The 16411-nt window shown below is 67.9% G+C and carries 22 protein-coding genes; 11 read left to right on the forward strand and 11 right to left on the reverse strand.

What is annotated here, in order from left to right:
- The first annotated feature begins 92 nt into the window (after positions 1-92).
- The 6 genes from ACIGFL_RS00865 to ACIGFL_RS00890 all read left to right on the forward strand — a co-directional run bounded on the left by ACIGFL_RS00865 (position 93) and on the right by ACIGFL_RS00890 (position 6317).
- Positions 93-1742 (forward strand): histidine kinase N-terminal 7TM domain-containing protein, encoded by a 1650-nt coding sequence (locus ACIGFL_RS00865; protein ID WP_397495816.1) that lies wholly within the window; start codon positions 93-95, stop codon positions 1740-1742.
- Positions 1743-1829: 87 nt separating this feature from the next.
- Positions 1830-3668, forward strand: a complete 1839-nt coding sequence (gene estP, locus ACIGFL_RS00870; protein ID WP_397495817.1) for an esterase EstP — start codon at positions 1830-1832, stop codon at positions 3666-3668.
- 158 nt (positions 3669-3826) lie between these two features.
- Complete coding sequence (locus ACIGFL_RS00875; RefSeq protein ID WP_122109241.1) at positions 3827-4834, forward strand: class 1 fructose-bisphosphatase; 1008 nt, start codon at positions 3827-3829, stop codon at positions 4832-4834.
- A 4-nt stretch (positions 4835-4838) separates the two neighbouring features.
- Complete coding sequence (locus tag ACIGFL_RS00880) at positions 4839-5441, forward strand: DUF924 family protein (protein WP_397495818.1); 603 nt, start codon at positions 4839-4841, stop codon at positions 5439-5441.
- A gap of 70 nt (positions 5442-5511) precedes the next feature.
- On the forward strand, positions 5512-5763 hold the full coding sequence (bamE, locus tag ACIGFL_RS00885) for an outer membrane protein assembly factor BamE (protein ID WP_021441796.1): 252 nt from the start codon (positions 5512-5514) through the stop codon (positions 5761-5763).
- An 11-nt stretch (positions 5764-5774) separates the two neighbouring features.
- A complete protein-coding gene (locus ACIGFL_RS00890; RefSeq protein WP_021441797.1) occupies positions 5775-6317 on the forward strand; it encodes a lipocalin family protein in 543 nt (180 codons plus the stop codon).
- Between the two features lie 12 nt (positions 6318-6329).
- Here the strand turns inward: ACIGFL_RS00890 and ACIGFL_RS00895 are convergent, their stop codons facing one another.
- A complete protein-coding gene (locus ACIGFL_RS00895; RefSeq protein WP_397495819.1) occupies positions 6330-6767 on the reverse strand; it encodes a hypothetical protein in 438 nt (145 codons plus the stop codon).
- Positions 6768-6848: 81 nt separating this feature from the next.
- On the opposite strand from ACIGFL_RS00895, the gene pip reads away from it, so the two are divergent.
- Together pip and dtd are read left to right on the forward strand one after the other, a co-directional pair.
- Entirely contained in the window at positions 6849-7820 is a 972-nt protein-coding gene (gene pip, locus ACIGFL_RS00900; RefSeq protein ID WP_397495820.1) for a prolyl aminopeptidase, read from the forward strand.
- The gene (gene dtd, locus ACIGFL_RS00905; protein WP_397495821.1) at positions 7817-8254 is read left to right on the forward strand and encodes a D-aminoacyl-tRNA deacylase; all 438 of its coding nucleotides are present in this window, start codon (positions 7817-7819) and stop codon (positions 8252-8254) included. Before pip ends, dtd begins: the two co-directional genes overlap by 4 nt.
- On the opposite strand, the gene ACIGFL_RS00910 is transcribed toward dtd, so the two are convergent.
- Positions 8217-8714, reverse strand: a complete 498-nt coding sequence (locus ACIGFL_RS00910) for a hypothetical protein (protein WP_397495822.1) — start codon at positions 8712-8714, stop codon at positions 8217-8219. The two genes, dtd and ACIGFL_RS00910, sit on opposite strands and share 38 nt — an antisense overlap.
- A gap of 86 nt (positions 8715-8800) precedes the next feature.
- On the opposite strand from ACIGFL_RS00910, the gene ACIGFL_RS00915 reads away from it, so the two are divergent.
- Positions 8801-9376: a TetR/AcrR family transcriptional regulator gene (locus ACIGFL_RS00915; protein WP_397495823.1), complete on the forward strand. Its 576-nt coding sequence runs from the start codon at positions 8801-8803 to the stop codon at positions 9374-9376.
- 31 nt (positions 9377-9407) lie between these two features.
- On the opposite strand, the gene ACIGFL_RS00920 is transcribed toward ACIGFL_RS00915, so the two are convergent.
- From ACIGFL_RS00920 to ubiE, 9 genes are all read right to left on the reverse strand, one after another.
- A complete protein-coding gene (locus ACIGFL_RS00920) occupies positions 9408-10118 on the reverse strand; it encodes a 16S rRNA (uracil(1498)-N(3))-methyltransferase (protein ID WP_397495824.1) in 711 nt (236 codons plus the stop codon).
- A complete protein-coding gene (gene tatC / locus ACIGFL_RS00925; protein ID WP_397495825.1) occupies positions 10115-10924 on the reverse strand; it encodes a twin-arginine translocase subunit TatC in 810 nt (269 codons plus the stop codon). The genes ACIGFL_RS00920 and tatC overlap by 4 nt, the downstream gene beginning before the upstream one ends.
- Positions 10921-11250 (reverse strand): Sec-independent protein translocase protein TatB, encoded by a 330-nt coding sequence (gene tatB / locus ACIGFL_RS00930; protein ID WP_021441805.1) that lies wholly within the window; start codon positions 11248-11250, stop codon positions 10921-10923. The genes tatC and tatB overlap by 4 nt, the downstream gene beginning before the upstream one ends.
- A 3-nt stretch (positions 11251-11253) precedes the next feature.
- Positions 11254-11487 (reverse strand): twin-arginine translocase TatA/TatE family subunit, encoded by a 234-nt coding sequence (gene tatA, locus ACIGFL_RS00935; protein ID WP_397495826.1) that lies wholly within the window; start codon positions 11485-11487, stop codon positions 11254-11256.
- Between the two features lie 27 nt (positions 11488-11514).
- Complete coding sequence (locus ACIGFL_RS00940; RefSeq protein WP_021441806.1) at positions 11515-11847, reverse strand: phosphoribosyl-ATP diphosphatase; 333 nt, start codon at positions 11845-11847, stop codon at positions 11515-11517.
- Positions 11840-12241: a phosphoribosyl-AMP cyclohydrolase gene (gene hisI / locus ACIGFL_RS00945; protein ID WP_122109234.1), complete on the reverse strand. Its 402-nt coding sequence runs from the start codon at positions 12239-12241 to the stop codon at positions 11840-11842. The genes ACIGFL_RS00940 and hisI overlap by 8 nt, the downstream gene beginning before the upstream one ends.
- A 73-nt stretch (positions 12242-12314) precedes the next feature.
- A complete protein-coding gene (ubiB, locus tag ACIGFL_RS00950) occupies positions 12315-13898 on the reverse strand; it encodes a ubiquinone biosynthesis regulatory protein kinase UbiB (RefSeq protein ID WP_397495827.1) in 1584 nt (527 codons plus the stop codon).
- A complete protein-coding gene (locus tag ACIGFL_RS00955; protein ID WP_021444114.1) occupies positions 13895-14512 on the reverse strand; it encodes an SCP2 domain-containing protein in 618 nt (205 codons plus the stop codon). Before ACIGFL_RS00955 ends, ubiB begins: the two co-directional genes overlap by 4 nt.
- Positions 14512-15282 carry a bifunctional demethylmenaquinone methyltransferase/2-methoxy-6-polyprenyl-1,4-benzoquinol methylase UbiE gene (ubiE, locus tag ACIGFL_RS00960; RefSeq protein WP_021444113.1) on the reverse strand — a complete coding sequence of 257 codons (771 nt, stop codon included), beginning with the start codon at positions 15280-15282 and terminating at the stop codon, positions 14512-14514. The genes ACIGFL_RS00955 and ubiE overlap by 1 nt, the downstream gene beginning before the upstream one ends.
- A gap of 158 nt (positions 15283-15440) precedes the next feature.
- Between ubiE and ACIGFL_RS00965 the strand changes: the two genes are divergently transcribed.
- Together ACIGFL_RS00965 and ACIGFL_RS00970 are read left to right on the forward strand one after the other, a co-directional pair.
- Positions 15441-15716, forward strand: coding sequence for a polyhydroxyalkanoic acid system family protein (locus tag ACIGFL_RS00965; RefSeq protein WP_021444112.1), 276 nt, complete (start codon positions 15441-15443; stop codon positions 15714-15716).
- A 238-nt stretch (positions 15717-15954) separates the two neighbouring features.
- Positions 15955-16401 (forward strand): phasin family protein, encoded by a 447-nt coding sequence (locus tag ACIGFL_RS00970; RefSeq protein WP_021444111.1) that lies wholly within the window; start codon positions 15955-15957, stop codon positions 16399-16401.
- Positions 16402-16411: the final 10 nt, after the last annotated feature.

Consider the following 16411-nt stretch of genomic DNA (forward strand, 5'->3'; position numbering starts at 1 on the left):
ATTCGCGTCATCGCCCCGTTGTCACATGCCGTCGCCCCAACGCGCGGCAAGGCGCTCGTTTCCCCGCGGCAGCCGCTGTGGAGAGCGTGCTGATGCAGGCCTGCCTGGCCTCCGCCTGGAGCCTGTCGCCGCCGGTGCTGATGACCCTGCTGGTGTGCTTCGGGGTGATCCTGCTGGCGCACTGGGTGACCCGCCAGCGCGACTTTCCCGGACGCGACAGCTTTATCCTGCTGCACCTGGCCAGCCTCTGGTGGATGGCCGCCGCGGCGCTGGAAATGAGCTTTTTCGCCGCTGAATGCAAGATGTTCTGGGCCAGCATGGCCTGGCCGGGCATCGTCGCCACGCCGACCTTCTGGGCGGTGTTCCTCTGGCAGTACGTCAACAGCATGCGCACGCCGCTGGCGCGCAGCAGCATCCTCGGCCTCAGCCTGGTGCCGCTGCTGGTCTGGGCCCTGGCCCTGAGCAACCCCTGGCACGGCCTGTTCTACGGCGCCGGCAGCGCGCCGACCGACGCCAGCCCGGGGGCGCCGGTGCGCTATCAGCACGGGCCGCTGTTCTACGCCACGGCGGTCTACGTCTACCTGTTCATGGCCTTCTGCATGGGCGTGGTGACCCGCGCCGCGGCGCTCAGCCAGGGTCTGCACCGCCGTCACTACCTGGCGTTCGTGCTGGTCACCGCGGTGCCCTGGGTGGCCAACGTCGGCTACGTGGTGTTCGGCTGGACCCTGTTCGGCTTCGATCCCACCCCCTTCAGCTTCGCCTTCACCCTGGGGGCTTTCTCTTGGCTGATCGTCGGCGTGCGCCTGTTCGACCTGCTGCCGGTGGCCCGTCACCTGCTGCTCGAGGCGCTGCTCGACCCGGTGCTGGTGGTCGACCCGCGCGGGCGGGTGATCGAGGCCAATCCGGCGGCGCTCAAGCTGGCCGGCCTGCAGCAGGGCTGGCAGGGGCGCGAGCTGGGCGACTGGCCGGTGTTCGGCGCCGACCTGCAGCAGCTGCTCGATGAACAGGCCGGCGCCGACCCGAGCCTGCCGCTGACCCTGACCAGCGCGGCGCGCTACTACGAGGTGCGCGTGCGCGCCATCGAGCGCGCCACCCGCCACGGCCCGGTGCTGCTCGGCCATATGCTCTACGTGCGCGACGTCACCCAGCGCCAGCTCAGCGAACTCAAGCTGGCCGAGGCCCTGGCCCTTAGCGAGGAGCGCCTGCGCACCATCAGCAGCCTGCACGAGCAGTTGCGCGAGCAGGCCCTGTGCGATCCGCTCACCGGGCTGTACAACCGCCGCTACCTGGACGAGTTCTTCGCCCGCGAACTGTCCCGCGCCCAGCGCGAGCAGGTGCCGCTGGCCGTGGCGCTGATCGACCTCGACCACTTCAAGCGGCTCAACGACGAATGCGGCCACCTGGTCGGCGACGACGTGCTCAAGTCGGTGGCCCAGCACCTGCTGGACAACCTGCGCAGCACCGACGCGGTGTTCCGCATCGGCGGCGAGGAGTTCCTGCTGATTCTGCCGGGGCTGGATGCGGCGGCCGCGACCAGCCGGCTGGAGTCGCTGCGCGCGCAACTGGCGCAGATCGGTCAGCCGACGCGCATCGGCGCGCTGCCGGTGACCCTGTCGGCCGGCATCGCCCTGTGGCCGGCCCATGGCGAAGGGCTCGACGGCCTGCTGCAGGCCGCCGACGTGGCGCTCTACACGGCCAAGCGCAACGGCCGCAACCGGGTGCAGCTGGCCCTCGCGCATTGAACGCAATCGCCACCAGATAGGTGTTTTTCGCCGCAACAGTCGCTACATTTGCTGGGCAGTTCATACCAACAACAATAAGGACTCGCCATGAAGCGCCTTCTAACCCCGCTGGCGGCCGCCTGCCTGCTGGCCAGCGCCACCCCGCTTTCCGCCGCGCCCTACAGCGCCCTCCATGTGTTCGGCGACAGCCTCAGCGATGCCGGCTGGTTCGCCGACCCCGATGGCCCCGCGGGCGCCACCACCCGTTTCACCAACCGCGTCGGGCCGACCTACCAGGATGGCAGCGGCGAAATCTTCGGTCCGGTGGCGCCCATGCTGCTGGGCGATGCGCTCGGCCTCGGCGGCCTGGGCCCGGCCAACTCGGCCGAGGGCGGCAACAACTGGGCGGTCGGCGGTTACCGCACCGACGAGATTCTCGGCACCATCAGCGGCCCCGGCGGTTATCTGGCCTCCACCGGCGGGCGTGCCGACCCCAACGCGCTGTACTACCTGACCGGCGGTGGCAACGACTTCCTCCAGTTCCGCGTGGTTGACACCGCCAGCGCCCAGGCTGCCGCGGGGCGTCTGGTCGACAGCGTGGAGACGCTGCAACAGGCCGGGGCGCGCTACATCATGGTCTGGTTGCTGCCGGACATCGGCCTGACGCCGAACTTCTTCGGCGGCGGCCTGCAGGATCTGGTGACCTCGCTCGGCGCCGACTTCAACGACGAGCTGGTGCTGCAGCTGGGCACGGTCGATGCCAACGTGATTCCGCTGAACATCCCGCTCAATCTCGCCGAGATCCTCAGCGATCCGGGGCGTTACGGCCTGGTCGCCGATCGCGACACGGTGATCGGCACCTGCTTCGACGGTTGCAGCAATCCCAACCCGATCTATGGCCTCAACGGCAGCAATCCCGATCCGACCAAGCTGCTGTTCAACGACAGCGTGCACCCGACCATCGCCGGCCAGCGGCTGATCGCCGACTACGCCTATTCGCTGCTCGCCGCGCCCTGGGAGCTGACCCTGCTGCCGGAGATGGCCCTGGGCACCCTGCGCGGCCATCAGGATCAGCTGCGCGCCCAGTGGTTGGCCGACTGGGAGGCCTGGCAAGGCGTCGGCCAGTGGCGCACCTTCGTCAACGGCGGCGGCCAGCGCCTGGATTACGACCTGCACGGCGGCGATGCCGACGGCAACGGCTACAGCCTCAACTTCGGCGCCAGCTACCGCCTCGACGAGGCCTGGCGCCTGGGCCTGGCGGCCGGACTCTATCAGCAGAGCCTGGAGGCCGGCGCGGCGGATTCCGACTACGACCTGCGCAGCTACATCGGCACCGCGTTCGCCCAGTACCAGCACAACCGCTGGTGGGGCGATCTGGCCGCCAGCGCCGGTCACCTGGATTACCACGACCTCAAGCGCCAGTTCTCCATCGGGCCGTCCACCAACTCGGAGAAGGGCGATACCGACGGCCAGCTCTGGGCCTTCAGCGGTCGTTTCGGCTACGACATCGCCCAGCCGGGCAGCCAGTGGCACCTGAGCCCCTTCGTCAGCGCCGACTACGTGCATATCGACGTGGACGGCTATGCCGAGGACGGCCAGCGCTCCACGGCACTGAGTTATGACGACCAGGAGCGCAAGTCCCGGCGCCTCGGCTTCGGCTTCCAGGGGCTGTACGACCTGACGCCGCAGACCCGCCTGTTCGGCGAGTTGGCCATGGAGCGCGAATACGAGGACGACGCCAGCGAGGTGCGCATGAGCCTCAACAGTCTGCCGGGGATCGACTTCGAGCTGCCCGGTTATCAGCCGGACGATCGCAGCCTGCGCGGTCACCTGGGCGTCAGCCACAGCCTGGGCAATGGCCTGTCGTTGCGCGGCAGCTACAGCTACCGGCATGCCGACGACGAAGTCCAGCACGGCCTGAACCTGGCGCTGTCGCTGGACCTCTAGTCGCTCCCGCCGCTGCCCGCGCGCGCCGGCGGCGCGCGCGGGCAGATGGCCAGCTGCACGTTCCGTCAGTTTCTCGGGGTTTGCCGCGGCCGCGGGGAGGCGGCCGCGCCGCGAACGGGTTAAACTGCGCGCGATTTTTTCCCTTTCCGGAGCCGTCCATGTCCCGCGTCACCCTGAGCCGCTACCTGATCGAGCAGACTCGCAGCCACAACACCCCGGCCGATCTGCGCTTCCTCATCGAAGTCGTGGCGCGTGCCTGCAAGGCGATCAGCCATCAGGTGTCCAAGGGCGCCCTCGGCGGCGTGTTGGGTAGCCTCGACAGCGAGAACGTGCAGGGCGAGGTGCAGAAGAAGCTCGACGTGCTGTCCAACGAGATCCTCCTGGAAGCCAACGAGTGGGGCGGCCACCTGGCCGGCATGGCCTCCGAGGAAATGGACAACGCCTACCAGATTCCCGGCAAGTACCCCAAGGGCGCCTACCTGCTGGTGTTCGACCCGCTGGACGGCTCCAGCAACATCGACGTCAACGTCTCGGTCGGCACCATCTTCTCGGTGCTGCGCTGCCCGGATCGCAACGGCGACACCGGCGACCTCGGCGAGGATGCCTTCCTCCAGCCTGGCACCCAGCAGGTGGCCGCCGGCTACGCCATCTACGGCCCGCAGACCATGCTGATGCTGACCCTGGGCGACGGCGTCAAGGGCTTCACCCTGGACCGCGAGCTGGGCTCCTTCGTGCTCACCCACGACAACATCCGGGTGCCGGAGGCGACCAAGGAGTTCGCCATCAACATGTCCAACCAGCGCCACTGGGAAGCCCCGGTGCAGCGTTACGTGTCCGAGCTGCTGGCCGGCGAGACCGGGCCGCTGGGCAAGAACTACAACATGCGCTGGATCGCCTCGATGGTGGCCGACGTGCACCGCATCCTCACCCGCGGCGGCGTGTTCATGTACCCGCGCGACGCCCGCGAGCCGGAAAAGCCCGGCAAGCTGCGCCTGATGTACGAGGCCAACCCGATGTCGATGATCATCGAGCAGGCCGGCGGCGCTGCCACCAACGGCACCCAGCGCATCCTCGACATCCAGCCGGAATCCCTGCACCAGCGCGTGGCGGTGTTCCTCGGCTCGAAGGAAGAAGTGCTGCGCGTCACCGCCTACCACCGCGGCTGATCCCGTGCAGCCCTGGCAGCCCTTGCTCGACTGGTGGTTCGGCGCCGCCCCCGGCAGCGCCGGCGAGGTCGCGGCAGCGCGCCAGGGGCTGTGGTTCGGCAAGCGTGACAGCCAGGACGAAGAGGCCCGCGAGCGCTTCGCCGCGCTGGTCGAACAGGCCCTGGCCGGCGAGCTGCAGGGCTGGCAGGCCACGGCGCCGGGCTGGCTGGCCAGGCTGATCCTGCTCGACCAGCTGCCGCGGATGATCTTCCGCGACACCCCGCGCGCCTTCGCTGGCGACCCGCTGGCCAGGGCGCTGCTGCAGCAAGGGCTTGAACAGGGCCTGGATCGCCAGTTGACGCTTATCGAGCGGGTCTTTGCCTATATCGTCTTCGAACATGCCGAGGACCTGGCCCTGCAGGATCGCGCCGTCGAGCTGTTTCGCGGCTTGCACGAGCAGGCGGCTGCGGACGAGCGCAGCCTGTTCGCCGACTTTCTCGACTTCGCCGAGCGCCATCGGCGGGTAATCGCCCGCTTCGGCCGCTTCCCCCATCGCAACCTCATCCTCGGCCGCGTTTCGAGCGACGAAGAGCAGGCTTTCCTGCGGGAACCCGGCTCACGTTTCTGAACTCCAATCGGGCACGTTGCGGCCTGCTATGCCAAGCTTGTCGCGTCCATGTCCTCCAGGAGTTTCATCCATGTCGATGCGTGTCGTCGCGCTGCTCGCCTGCTGCCTGCTGGCCGCCTGCAGCAAGGTCAACCAGGAAAACTACGCCAAGCTCAAGGCCGGCATGAGCAAGGACGAGGTGGAAAGCCTGCTCGGCGCGCCGGGCGAGTGCGCCGGCGCCCTGGGCATGTCCAGCTGCACCTGGGGCGACGACAAGAGCTTCATCAGCGTGCAGTACGCCGGCGACAAGGTGCTGATGTTCTCCGGCAAGGGCCTCAAGTAAAGGGAGTCAGCATGCGTTCGATCATGCTTGCCAGCGCGCTGCTCGCGCTCGTCGGTTGTGCCAACTCGGGCACCGGCCACATTCCTCCGGAGCCGCCGCAAACCATGCAGGTCGACCTGCAGCGCTACCAGGGCACCTGGTACGAGCTGGCGCGGCTGCCGATGTTCTTCCAGCGCAACTGCGTGCAGTCCGAGGCGCATTACCGCCTGCGTGACGACGGCCGTATCGAGGTGACCAACCGCTGCCGTGACGACGACGGCGAGTGGCAGGAGGTTCGGGGCGTTGCCGAAGCGCAGGTCGAGGGCCGTACCGACAAGCTCTGGGTGCGCTTCGACAACTGGGCCAGCAAGCTGCTGCCGATCAAGGGCGACTACTGGGTGCTGTACCGCGATGACGACTACCGCGTCGCGCTGGTCGGTCATCCCGAGCGCGACTACCTCTGGCTGCTGTCGCGCACCCCGCAAGTGGACGCCGCCACCCGCGACAAGCTGCTCGCCGTGGCGCGCGAGCAGGGTTACGACACCGCCGAGCTGATCTGGCGCCAGGCCGACTAGGGGCCTGCCGGGCTACTCCCAGTCCAGCCGCGCCAGCCTCCATTGGTCATCTTCGAGCCACCATTCCAGCTGCACCGCATAGTGCCGCGCGCTGTCGGGGATCAAGCCCTCGGCGCCGCTCAGGCCGACCTGGGCCTGGGTATGACCCTTGCTGGCGATCGCGGCATCGATCCAGCTGTTCTTACCCAGGGCGATCACCTGGATGTTCTTGTGGCGCAGGAACAGCAGGGTCATGGTGCGCTTGGCCCACTCGCGGTCCAGTTCCTGGCGGGCGAGGAAGTCGGGGTGCAGCTGCGCCATCACCGCGCCGGTGTCCTTGGCTTCGATATTGTCCTGCAACTGCTGCACAGCCGCTTCCAGCGCCGCCTGCGGGTCGTCCTTGCCGCCACAACCGCCCAGCAGCAGGGCGAAAAACAGCGCCAGGGGCCAGGTCGGAAAGCGTATCGGCATGCTGAAACTCCTTTTTCATGGTTATGATGCCCGGCAGAGCGGAACACGGCAGTTGTAGCCCATCGAGCCAGGAGCCCCACCATGCAGACTTTGTATCCGGAGATCAAACCCTACGCCCGCCACGAGCTGGCGGTCGAGCCGCCTCATGTCCTCTACGTGGACGAGAGCGGGTCGGCGGACGGGTTGCCGGTGCTGTTCATCCATGGCGGGCCCGGCGCCGGTTGCGATGCTGCCAGCCGCCGCTACTTCGATCCCAATCACTACCGCATCGTCACCTTCGACCAGCGCGGCTGCGGCCGCTCGACGCCGCACGCGAGCCTGGAGGGCAACAGCACCCAGGCGCTGATCGGCGATATCGAACGTATCCGCGAGCACCTGGGGATAGACAAGTTCGTGCTGTTCGGCGGCTCCTGGGGCTCGACCCTGGCGCTGGCCTACGCCCAGGCGCATCCGCAGCGGGTGCACGGGCTGATCCTGCGCGGCATCTTCCTGTGCCGGCCGCAGGAGTTCCACTGGTTCTATCAGGAGGGCGCCAGCCGCCTGTTCCCCGACTACTGGGAGGACTACCTCGCGCCGATCCCGGCGGAGGAGCGCGGCGAACTGATGCAGGCCTTCTACAAGCGCCTCACCGGTGCCGATCAGATCGCCCAGATGCACGCGGCCAAGGCCTGGTCGACCTGGGAGGGGCGCACCGCTACCCTGCGCCCCAACCCGCAGGTGGTCGAGCGCTTCAGCGAGGCCCACCGCGCGCTGTCGATCGCCCGCATCGAGTGCCATTACTTCGTCAACCAGGCCTTCCTCGAGCCCGATCAGCTGCTGCGCGACATGCCGAAGATCGCCCACCTGCCGGGCATCATCGTGCACGGTCGCTACGACGCCATCTGCCCGCTGGACAACGCCTGGGCGCTGCACCAGGCCTGGCCCAACAGCGAGCTGCAGATCATCCGCGACGCCGGCCACTCGGCGGCCGAGCCGGGCATCACCGACGCCCTGGTGCGCGCCGCCGAGCAGATGGCCCGGCGCCTGCTCGACCTGGCCCCGGACGAAGCATGAAGGCGCTGATCCAGCGCGTCAGCGCCGCGCGGGTGGAAGTGGCGGGCGAGGTGGTCGGCGCCATCGACCGGGGCCTGCTGGCGCTGGTCGGCGTCGAGCCGCAGGACGATGCCGCCAGCGTCGCCAAGCTGTTGCACAAGCTGCTCAACTACCGGGTGTTCGGCGACGAGGCCGGCAAGATGAACCTGTCGCTGACGGACGTGCAGGGCGGCCTGCTGCTGGTATCGCAGTTCACCCTGGCCGCCGATACCAAGAGCGGTCTGCGTCCGAGTTTCTCCAGCGCCGCAGCGCCGGCCCAGGGCCAGGCCCTGTTCGATCTGCTGCTCGAACAGGCGCGGGCGCAGCATGCGCAGGTCGCCAGCGGCCGCTTCGGCGCCGCGATGCAGGTGCATCTGGTCAACGATGGGCCGGTGACCTTTCTCCTCGAGAGCTGAACGGCTGTGGCCAGTGCAGCCACTCGGCGGCATACAGCGTCCAGAGGATGATCAGCGGCTGGAACGGCAGGCGCAGCCAGTAGTACCACTGCACGCTGGGCAGGCCGTCGACCTGCAGGCCATGCAGGGCGTTGTGCAGGTTGGCCGGAAACACACAGACGAAGTACAGCGCCAGCAGTCCCCCCGCCAGCCTGCGTGTGCGCGGCCAGAGCAGGCCGAGTGCGCCCGCGATCTCGCAGGTGCCGGTCAGCAGTACCAGCTCCAGGTGCCAGGGCAGGTAGGGCGGCATCATCGCCAGGTAGCGTGCCGGAGTCAGCCAGTGATCCACGCCGATCAGCAGCAGGGCCAATGCCAGGGCCAGGCGCATTCGCGTCGGCCAGCTTGTCGGTCCGGGGAGACCCAGGCGCACGGGCACCGCGGCGAGCAGGCTGAAAACCAGCAACAGGGCAACGAATAGCATGAGGGTTCCTCCGAGCGGAGCTGGTGCCCGTTGCCCGCTGCGGGCATGATGTGGGCGTTGTCAACATATTAGAGGGGATGTTGCTGGTGTCAACATGTGAGGAAGAGGGCGTTCGCGCCTATCACCATGGCGATTTGCGCTGCGCTCTGCTGGCGGCGGCCGGCGAGCTGCTGGACGAGGGTGGCGCGGCTGCGATCAGCTTGCGCGAGGTGGCGCGCCGGGCCGGGGTTTCGCATAACGCGCCCTATCGGCATTTTGCCGATCGCGATGCCTTGCTGGCGGCGCTGGCCGCCGAGGGATTCGCCGAACTGAGTCGGCGCATGGCGCTGCTGCCGGCATCGCGCCTGCAGGCATTGGGGCAGTGCTACGTGGCCTTCGCCCTGGAGCAGCCGGGGCGTTTCGCCCTGATGTTCGGCGGCGTGGCAGACAAACGGCGCTACCCGCAGTTGCAGCAGGCGGCGCAAGCCCTCTACCGCCAGCTCGGGGCCAGCGTGCAGGCCGTGGCGCCAGGCCAGGACCTGGCGACCGCCAGCCTGGCGGCCTGGAGCCTGGTGCATGGGCTGGCGCAACTGCTGCTGGACGACCAGCTACCCGGACAGGACGCAGAGGCCGCCGCCCAGGCGGTGACCGGGTTGTTCGTCGCCGGATTGGGGGGCGCCTAGCCTGTCGCGATCATTCGGGATGGGCGCGGGTTCAGAACAGTCGCGCCAGCAGCGCCGGTACCGCCGTTTCCACCCGCAGGATGCGCTCGCCGAGTTGCACCGGTTGCAGGCCCGCGGCCTGGCCCAGCAGCGCCACCTCGTAGGGGATCCAGCCGCCTTCCGGGCCTATGGCCAGGGTCACCGGGCCTGAAACCGCGCGCGGGCAGGGCGGATGGTCGCCGGGATGGCCGACCAGGCCGAGCGTGCCGGCGGCAAGCAGAGGCAGACGATCCTCGACGAAGGGCTTGAAGCGCTTTTCGATCAGCACCTCGGGCAGCCGGGTGTCGCGCGCCTGCTCCAGGCCGAGGATCAGTTGCTCGCGGATGGCTTCGGGTTCGAGGAAGGGGGTCTGCCAGAAGCTCTTTTCCACCCGGTAGCTGTTGACCAGCACCAGGCGCGGCACGCCCATGGCGGCAATGGTCTGTAGCACGCGCTTGAGCATCTTCGGCCTGGGCAGGGCCAGTACCAGGGTCAGCGGCAGCTTGGCCGGCGGCGCCTGGGTGAGGGCAACCTGCAGTTCGGCGTGCTCATCGTCCAGGGCCAGCAGCCGGCCTTCGCCCATCTGCCCGCCGAGGCGGCCGACGCGCAGGCGGTCGCCAGCGGCGGCGCGGTGTACTTCGTGCAGGTGCTTGAGACGGCGGCCGGTCAGGCGGGCACGGTCGGCGCCGATGAAGTCGGCGTCCTCCAGCAGCAGCAGGTTCACGGCAGCGGCGCGGGCGGCTGGTCTTCGGGCTTGGCCTCGTCCTCGGCCTCGTCCTCGGCGTCGGCCTGGGCTTCGCTGCGCTGCTTGACCAGGCTGCCGGCCAGCACGCCGGCCTCGAACAGCAGCCACATCGGCACCGCCAGCAGAGTCTGCGAGAACACGTCCGGCGGGGTCAGCACCATGCCGACCACGAAGCAGCCGACTATCACATAGGGGCGGCTCTTGCGCAGGGTAGCGACGTCGACGATGCCGACCCAGATCACCAGGAAGGTGGCGATGGGAATCTCGAAGGCCACGCCGAAGGCGAAGAACAGGGTGAGCACGAAGTCCAGGTACTGGCCGATGTCGGTCATCATCGCCACCCCCTCCGGGGTCACGCTGGCGAAGAAGCCGAACATGATCGGGAACACCACGAAGTAGGCGAAGGCCATGCCGGCGTAGAACAGCAGGATGCTGGAAATCAGCAGCGGCACGGCGATGCGCTTCTCGTGGCTGTACAGCCCCGGCGCGATGAAGCCCCAGGCCTGATGCAGGATCACCGGCATGCCGAGAAACAGCGCGCACATCAGGGTCAGCTTGAACGGCGTGAGGAAGGGCGAGGCGACGCCGGTGGCGATCATGGTCGCGCCTTCCGGCAGGTAGGCGCGCAGCGGCGCGGCGACCAGGGCGTAGATGTCCTGGGCGAAGTAGAACAGTCCGGCGAAGATCAGCAGGATGATCACCACGCAGCGCAACAGGCGCGCGCGCAGCTCGGTCAGGTGCGAGACCAGGGGCATTTCCTGGTCGGCGTCCGGGTGTCGGCTCATGGCTGGCGTGGGGTGTCCTGGCTGGTGGGCGCCGGCTCGGCCTTGGCGGGCTCGCTGGCAGGCTTGGCGGCAGGGTCGAGGATCTCCTGCTTCATCGCCTTCATTTCCCGCTCCAGTTCGAGGATCTGCTCGTTATGCAGCTGGCGGCGGATTTCGTCGGCGCCGATCTCGCGTTCCACCTCCGCCTTGATCGCGCTGAAGCTGCGCTTGATCCGGCCGATCCACAGGCCGGCCGTGCGCACCGCGCCGGGCAGGCGCTCGGGGCCGAGCACCACCAGGGCGACCAGGGCCACCAGCAGCAGTTCGCTGAAACCGACGTCGAACATGGCTCAGTCTTTCTTCGCCGGCTCTTCGACCTTGCGCGCCTGGGCGTCGATGGTCTGCCCCTTGGGCTCTTCCACCGCCGGTTTCTCGGCTTCGCCGTTGTCCATCGACTTGCGGAACCCCTTGATCGCGTCGCCCACGTCCGAGCCCAGGCTCTTCAGGCGCTTGGTGCCGAACAGCATGACCACGATGAGCAGGATGATCAGGAGTTGCCAGATGCTGATGCCACCGAATCCCATGATGCGTTCTCCGTTGTGAGAGGTTGTTCAGTTTTGCGGTCGCGCGGCTTTTTCCGCGTGGCCGGACAGGCCGAAGCGCCGCTCCAGTTCGTCCAGCACGGCCTGCGGGTGCTGGCCGAGGGCGGCGAGCACCACCAGGCTGTGGAACCACAGGTCGGCGGTTTCGTAGATCAGGTCGCTGCAGTCGCCGCTGGCGGCGGCGTCCTTGGCGGCGAGGATGGTTTCCACCGACTCCTCGCCGAGCTTCTCGAGAATCTTGTTCAGGCCCTTGTGATACAGGCTGGCGACGTAGGAGCTGTCGGGGGCGGCGCCCTTGCGCGCCTCCAGCACCTCGGCCAGGCGGCTCAGGGTGTCACTCATGGCGGTGTCCTGCGTGATAGATGGCGTGCGGGTCTTTGCGCACGGCGTCGACGATTTTCCAGCCGCCGTTGTCATAGACGCGGTAGAAGCAGCTCTCGCGCCCGGTGTGGCAGGCGATGCCGCCGAGCTGTTCGACCATCAGCACGATTACGTCGGCGTCGCAGTCCAGGCGCAGCTCGTGCAGCTTCTGCACGTGGCCGGATTCCTCGCCCTTGCGCCACAGCTTGCCGCGCGAACGTGACCAGTAGATGGCGCGCTGCTCACTCACGGTCAGGCTTAGGGATTCGCGGTTCATCCAGGCCATCATCAGGATGCGGCCGCTCTGGTGATCCTGGGCGATGGCCGGGACCAGGCCGTCTTCGTTCCAGTGGATTTCGTCGAGCCAATCGTTCATCGGGATTCCGTGTCTGCTGCGCCGGGCCGTGGCCCGTCAATACGCCAAGTGTGCCAGTGCGGCGGCCGACTGGCTATCGGCGCAGCACCAGATAGAGCCCGCCGCCGAGCATCAACCAGGCCGGCCAGGCCGCCAGCAGCGGCGCCAGGCCCTGCACCGCGCCGGCGCCGATCAGCGCCGCGCCGAGCAGGCGCAGCGGCCACTGCCCGTTGGTCGGTTGTGCTGCCTGCGGCGCCGGCTGTTGCAGGCGCTCCAGGGCGTCGCGGGCGATCTGCGACAGGTGCGGCACCTGCTCGGCCTGCTGCTGCAGGTTGCGCAGCAGATGCAGCGGACTGACCCGCTCGCGCATCCAGCGTTCGAGGAAGGGCTGCGCGGTGCTCCACAGGTCCAGGTCCGGGTACAGCTGGCGACCCAGGCCCTCGATATTCAGCAGGGTTTTCTGCAGCAGCACCAGCTGCGGTTGCACTTCCATGTTGAAGCGCCGCGCGGTCTGGAACAGGCGCAGCAGCAGCTGCCCGAAGGAAATTTCCTTCAGCGGCCTCTCGAAGATCGGCTCGCACACGGTGCGGATCGCCGCCTCGAATTCGTTGACCTTGGTATCGGCCGGCACCCAGCCGGAATCGATGTGCAGCTGCGCCACCTTACGGTAGTCGCGTTTGAAGAAGGCGATCAGGTTGCGCGCCAGGTAGTCCTGGTCCTCGTCGGTGAGGCTGCCGATGATGCCGCAGTCGATGGCGATGTACTGCGGACTCCAGGGCGTGCGGGTGCTGACGAAGATGTTGCCGGGGTGCATGTCGGCGTGGAAGAAGCTGTCGCGAAACACCTGGGTGAAGAAGATTTCCACGCCGCGCTCGGCCAAGAGCTTCATGTCGGTGCGCTGGTCGGCCAGGGTCGCCAGGTCGGTCACCGGGATGCCGTAGATACGCTCCATCACCAGCACCTGCGGGCGGCACAGGTCCCAGTACACCTGTGGCACGTAGAGCAGCGGCGAGCCGTCGAAGTTGCGCTTGAGCTGGCTGGCATTGGCCGCTTCGCGCAGCAGGTCGAGTTCGTCGTAGATGGTCTTCTCGTAGTCGCCGACCACCTCTACCGGGCGCAGGCGGCGGGCGTCGGCCGAGGCCTGCTCGGCGATGCGGGCGAGCAGGAACAGCCAGGCCAGATCCTGGCGGATCACCGGCCTTAAGCCCGGGCGGATCACCTTGACCACCACCTCTTCACCGCTTTTCAGCTGCGCGGCGTGCACCTGGGCCACCGAGGCGGAGGCCAGCGGCTGGCTGTCGAAGCGGGCGAACAGCTCGCCCACCGGCGCGCCGAGCTGGCCTTCGATCAGGGCGATGGCCTGGGCTTCGGGGAAGGGCGGCACCTGATCCTGCAGGCGCGCCAGCTCGTCGGCGATGTCCGGCGGCAGCAGGTCGCGGCGGGTGGAGAGCAGTTGGCCGAACTTGATAAAGATCGGCCCCAAATCTTCCAGAGCCAGGCGCAGGCGCGCGCCGCGCGACAGTTGCAGCGGCTTGCGCGGCAGCCAGCGCCAGGGCAGCAGCCAGCCCAGGGCGCGCAGCCACACCGGCAGCGGCAGTGCCAGCAGCAGCTCGTCCAGCTGGTAGCGGACGATCACGCGCTGGATGCGCAGCAGGCGGCGAACGGCGAGTAGTTTCATGCGTCGGGCTTAGGTCGTGAGGCGAGGCGCTCGATGCGCGCCTCGAGGCGGTCGAGGGCGAGCTTGAGCTGGTCCAGTTCGGCGAAGCGCACCTCGGCCTCGCGCTGGCCGACCAGGCTGCGCGATTCTTCGGCGAGGTAGTCGGCCAGGTCCTGCTTGAGGCTGGCGGCGCCATTCGCCGCGAGGTTCACCCGGCTGCGCAGATGGCCGGCGAGCAGGGGGCTGGCGACTGGGCCGAGCCAGCGCGACAGTTCGTATTCCCAGTCCAGCTCCAGGTCCTGGAGGATGCCGGCCAGCTCCAGCAGCACCGCGCTGTCGCCGTCCAGCGACACTTCCGGGCGGTGCAGCACGGCGGTCTTGTCGCGGCTCAGCGCCAGGCGCGCCAGGCTGGCGGCGGGGGCGGTGAGGCTGCAGTCGGCGGGCGCCTGCCACTGCCCGGCCAGCTGCAGGCCGTCGCCGCTGGGCAGGATGAACAGCTCCAGCGCCGGGCTCTGGCAGTGCACGGCGATCACCTTGCCGGCCAGCTTGTGCAGGCGCGGCAGGGCGGTGCCGTCCAGGCGCAGGACGCGATTGAGGCCCGCCTCGACGCCGGCCAGCAGCCCGCTCAGCAGCATCAGGGCTTGATGCCGCGGTGCAGGGCGACGATGCCGCCGGTCATGTTGTGGTAGGTGACGCGCTCGAAGCCGGCCTCGACCATCATCGCCTTGAGGGTCTCCTGATCCGGGTGCATGCGGATCGACTCGGCGAGGTAGCGGTAGCTGTCGGCGTCGTTGCTGATCAGCTTGCCGGCCAGCGGCATGAAACTGAACGAGTAGGTGTCGTAGGCCTTGGCCAGCAGCGGGTTGCCCGGCTTGGAGAACTCCAGCACCAGCAGGCGCCCGCCGGGCTTGAGCACGCGCAGCATGGAGCGCAGGGCGTCTTCCTTGTGTGTCACGTTGCGCAGGCCGAAGGCGATGCTGACCACGTCGAAGTGGTTGTCGGGAAACGGCAGCTTCTCGGCATCGGCCTGGACGAACACCACGTTGCCGGCCACGCCCTTGTCCAGCAGGCGGTCGCGGCCGACCTTGAGCATGGAGTCGTTGATGTCGGCCAGCACCACCTGGCCGCTCGGGCCGACCAGGCTGGAAAACTTGCGGGTCAGATCGCCGGTGCCGCCGGCGATATCCAGCACGCGGTTGCCCGCGCGCACGCCGGAAAGCTCGATGGTGAAGCGCTTCCACAGGCGATGCAGGCCGCCGGACAGCACGTCGTTCATCAGGTCGTACTTGGCCGCCACCGAGTGGAACACCTCGGCCACTTTTTCCGCCTTCTGGCTTTCCGGCACGTCCTGGAAACCGAAGTGGGTGGTGGGTTCCTGCTCCTGGGCCTTGCGTGGATCGCTCATATCGCTCTACCGGCTAAAGATCGCCGCTCATTCTAAAGGCGCCCGGCGCCTTTGTCTTGCCCGGGTGCCCGGCCGCGCGGCGGGCTGGTAGAGTGATGTGACCCCATGCCGCAGGCCACGGCCGCCGCGGCGCCCGGCAGTCAGTCGAAGGAGTTGCCATGTCCCGTATTCGCGTCGAACGTCCCCACCAGCTCGGCCGCGCCGCCGCGCGCGAGAAGGCCGAGCAACTGGCCGAGCGCCTGGCCCGCGAGTACGACGTGCGCTACCGCTGGAACGGCGACACCCTGGAGTTCAAGCGCAGCGGCGCCGACGGCAGCATCGAGGTGGGCGAGGATCGGGTGTGCGTCGAGCTCAAGCTGGGCCTGCTGCTGTCGGCCATGGGCGGCAGCATCAAGCGCGAGATCGAGCAGGTGCTGGACAAGTCGTTGGCGTAGGTTGGCGCTAAGCGCAGCGAAGCCCAACAGGGAGCGCGCAGTGCTCCGCCCGACGATCTCGGCGCCTGGCGCGCCGCCGCCCGGCTGCAATCCGGGGGCTCCACCATGGTGGAGCGGTGACGCGCGATCCACCCTGCCGCGCGCCTAGTATGCGATTTCTAATTTTTCTCCCTAGGGTGTACCCAAGCCTGCATTCCGTGGGCGTTTCCGCTAACTGTCAAAGCGCGTGAGGTGCACCATGTCGAAAGTTGCCGTGAAGAAGAAAGTCGAAGCCGTGGCCGAGGACAAAGCCGGTCTGCTCGATGACGTCAAGGGCTATGCCCGCAAGATCTATCTGGCGGGCCTGGGTGCCTACGCCAAGGCCGGTGCCGAGGGTGTCGAGTACTTCAAGGAACTGGTCAAGAGCGGCGAGAGCCTCGAGAGCAAGGGCAAGCAGCTGGTCGACGAACAGGTCGAAGCCGCCAACAGCCAGATCGAATCGGTAAAGAAAACCGTCAACTCCAACGTCACCAGCGTCAAGGGCAAGGTCGAAGTGCAGCTCGACAAGATCGAGAAGGCCTTCGACACCCGTGTCGCCGCCGCCCTGAACCGTATCGGCATTCCCTCCAAGCAGGATGTTGAGGCACTCTCTGCTAAGCTGGATGAGCTGAGCGCGTTGCTCGAGCACGTCGCGCGTACCAAATAAGGAGATCAGG

This window comes from Pseudomonas sp. NPDC077649 (genome assembly GCF_044542855.1).
In the GTDB taxonomy this organism is placed as follows: Bacteria; Pseudomonadota; Gammaproteobacteria; order Pseudomonadales; family Pseudomonadaceae; genus Aquipseudomonas.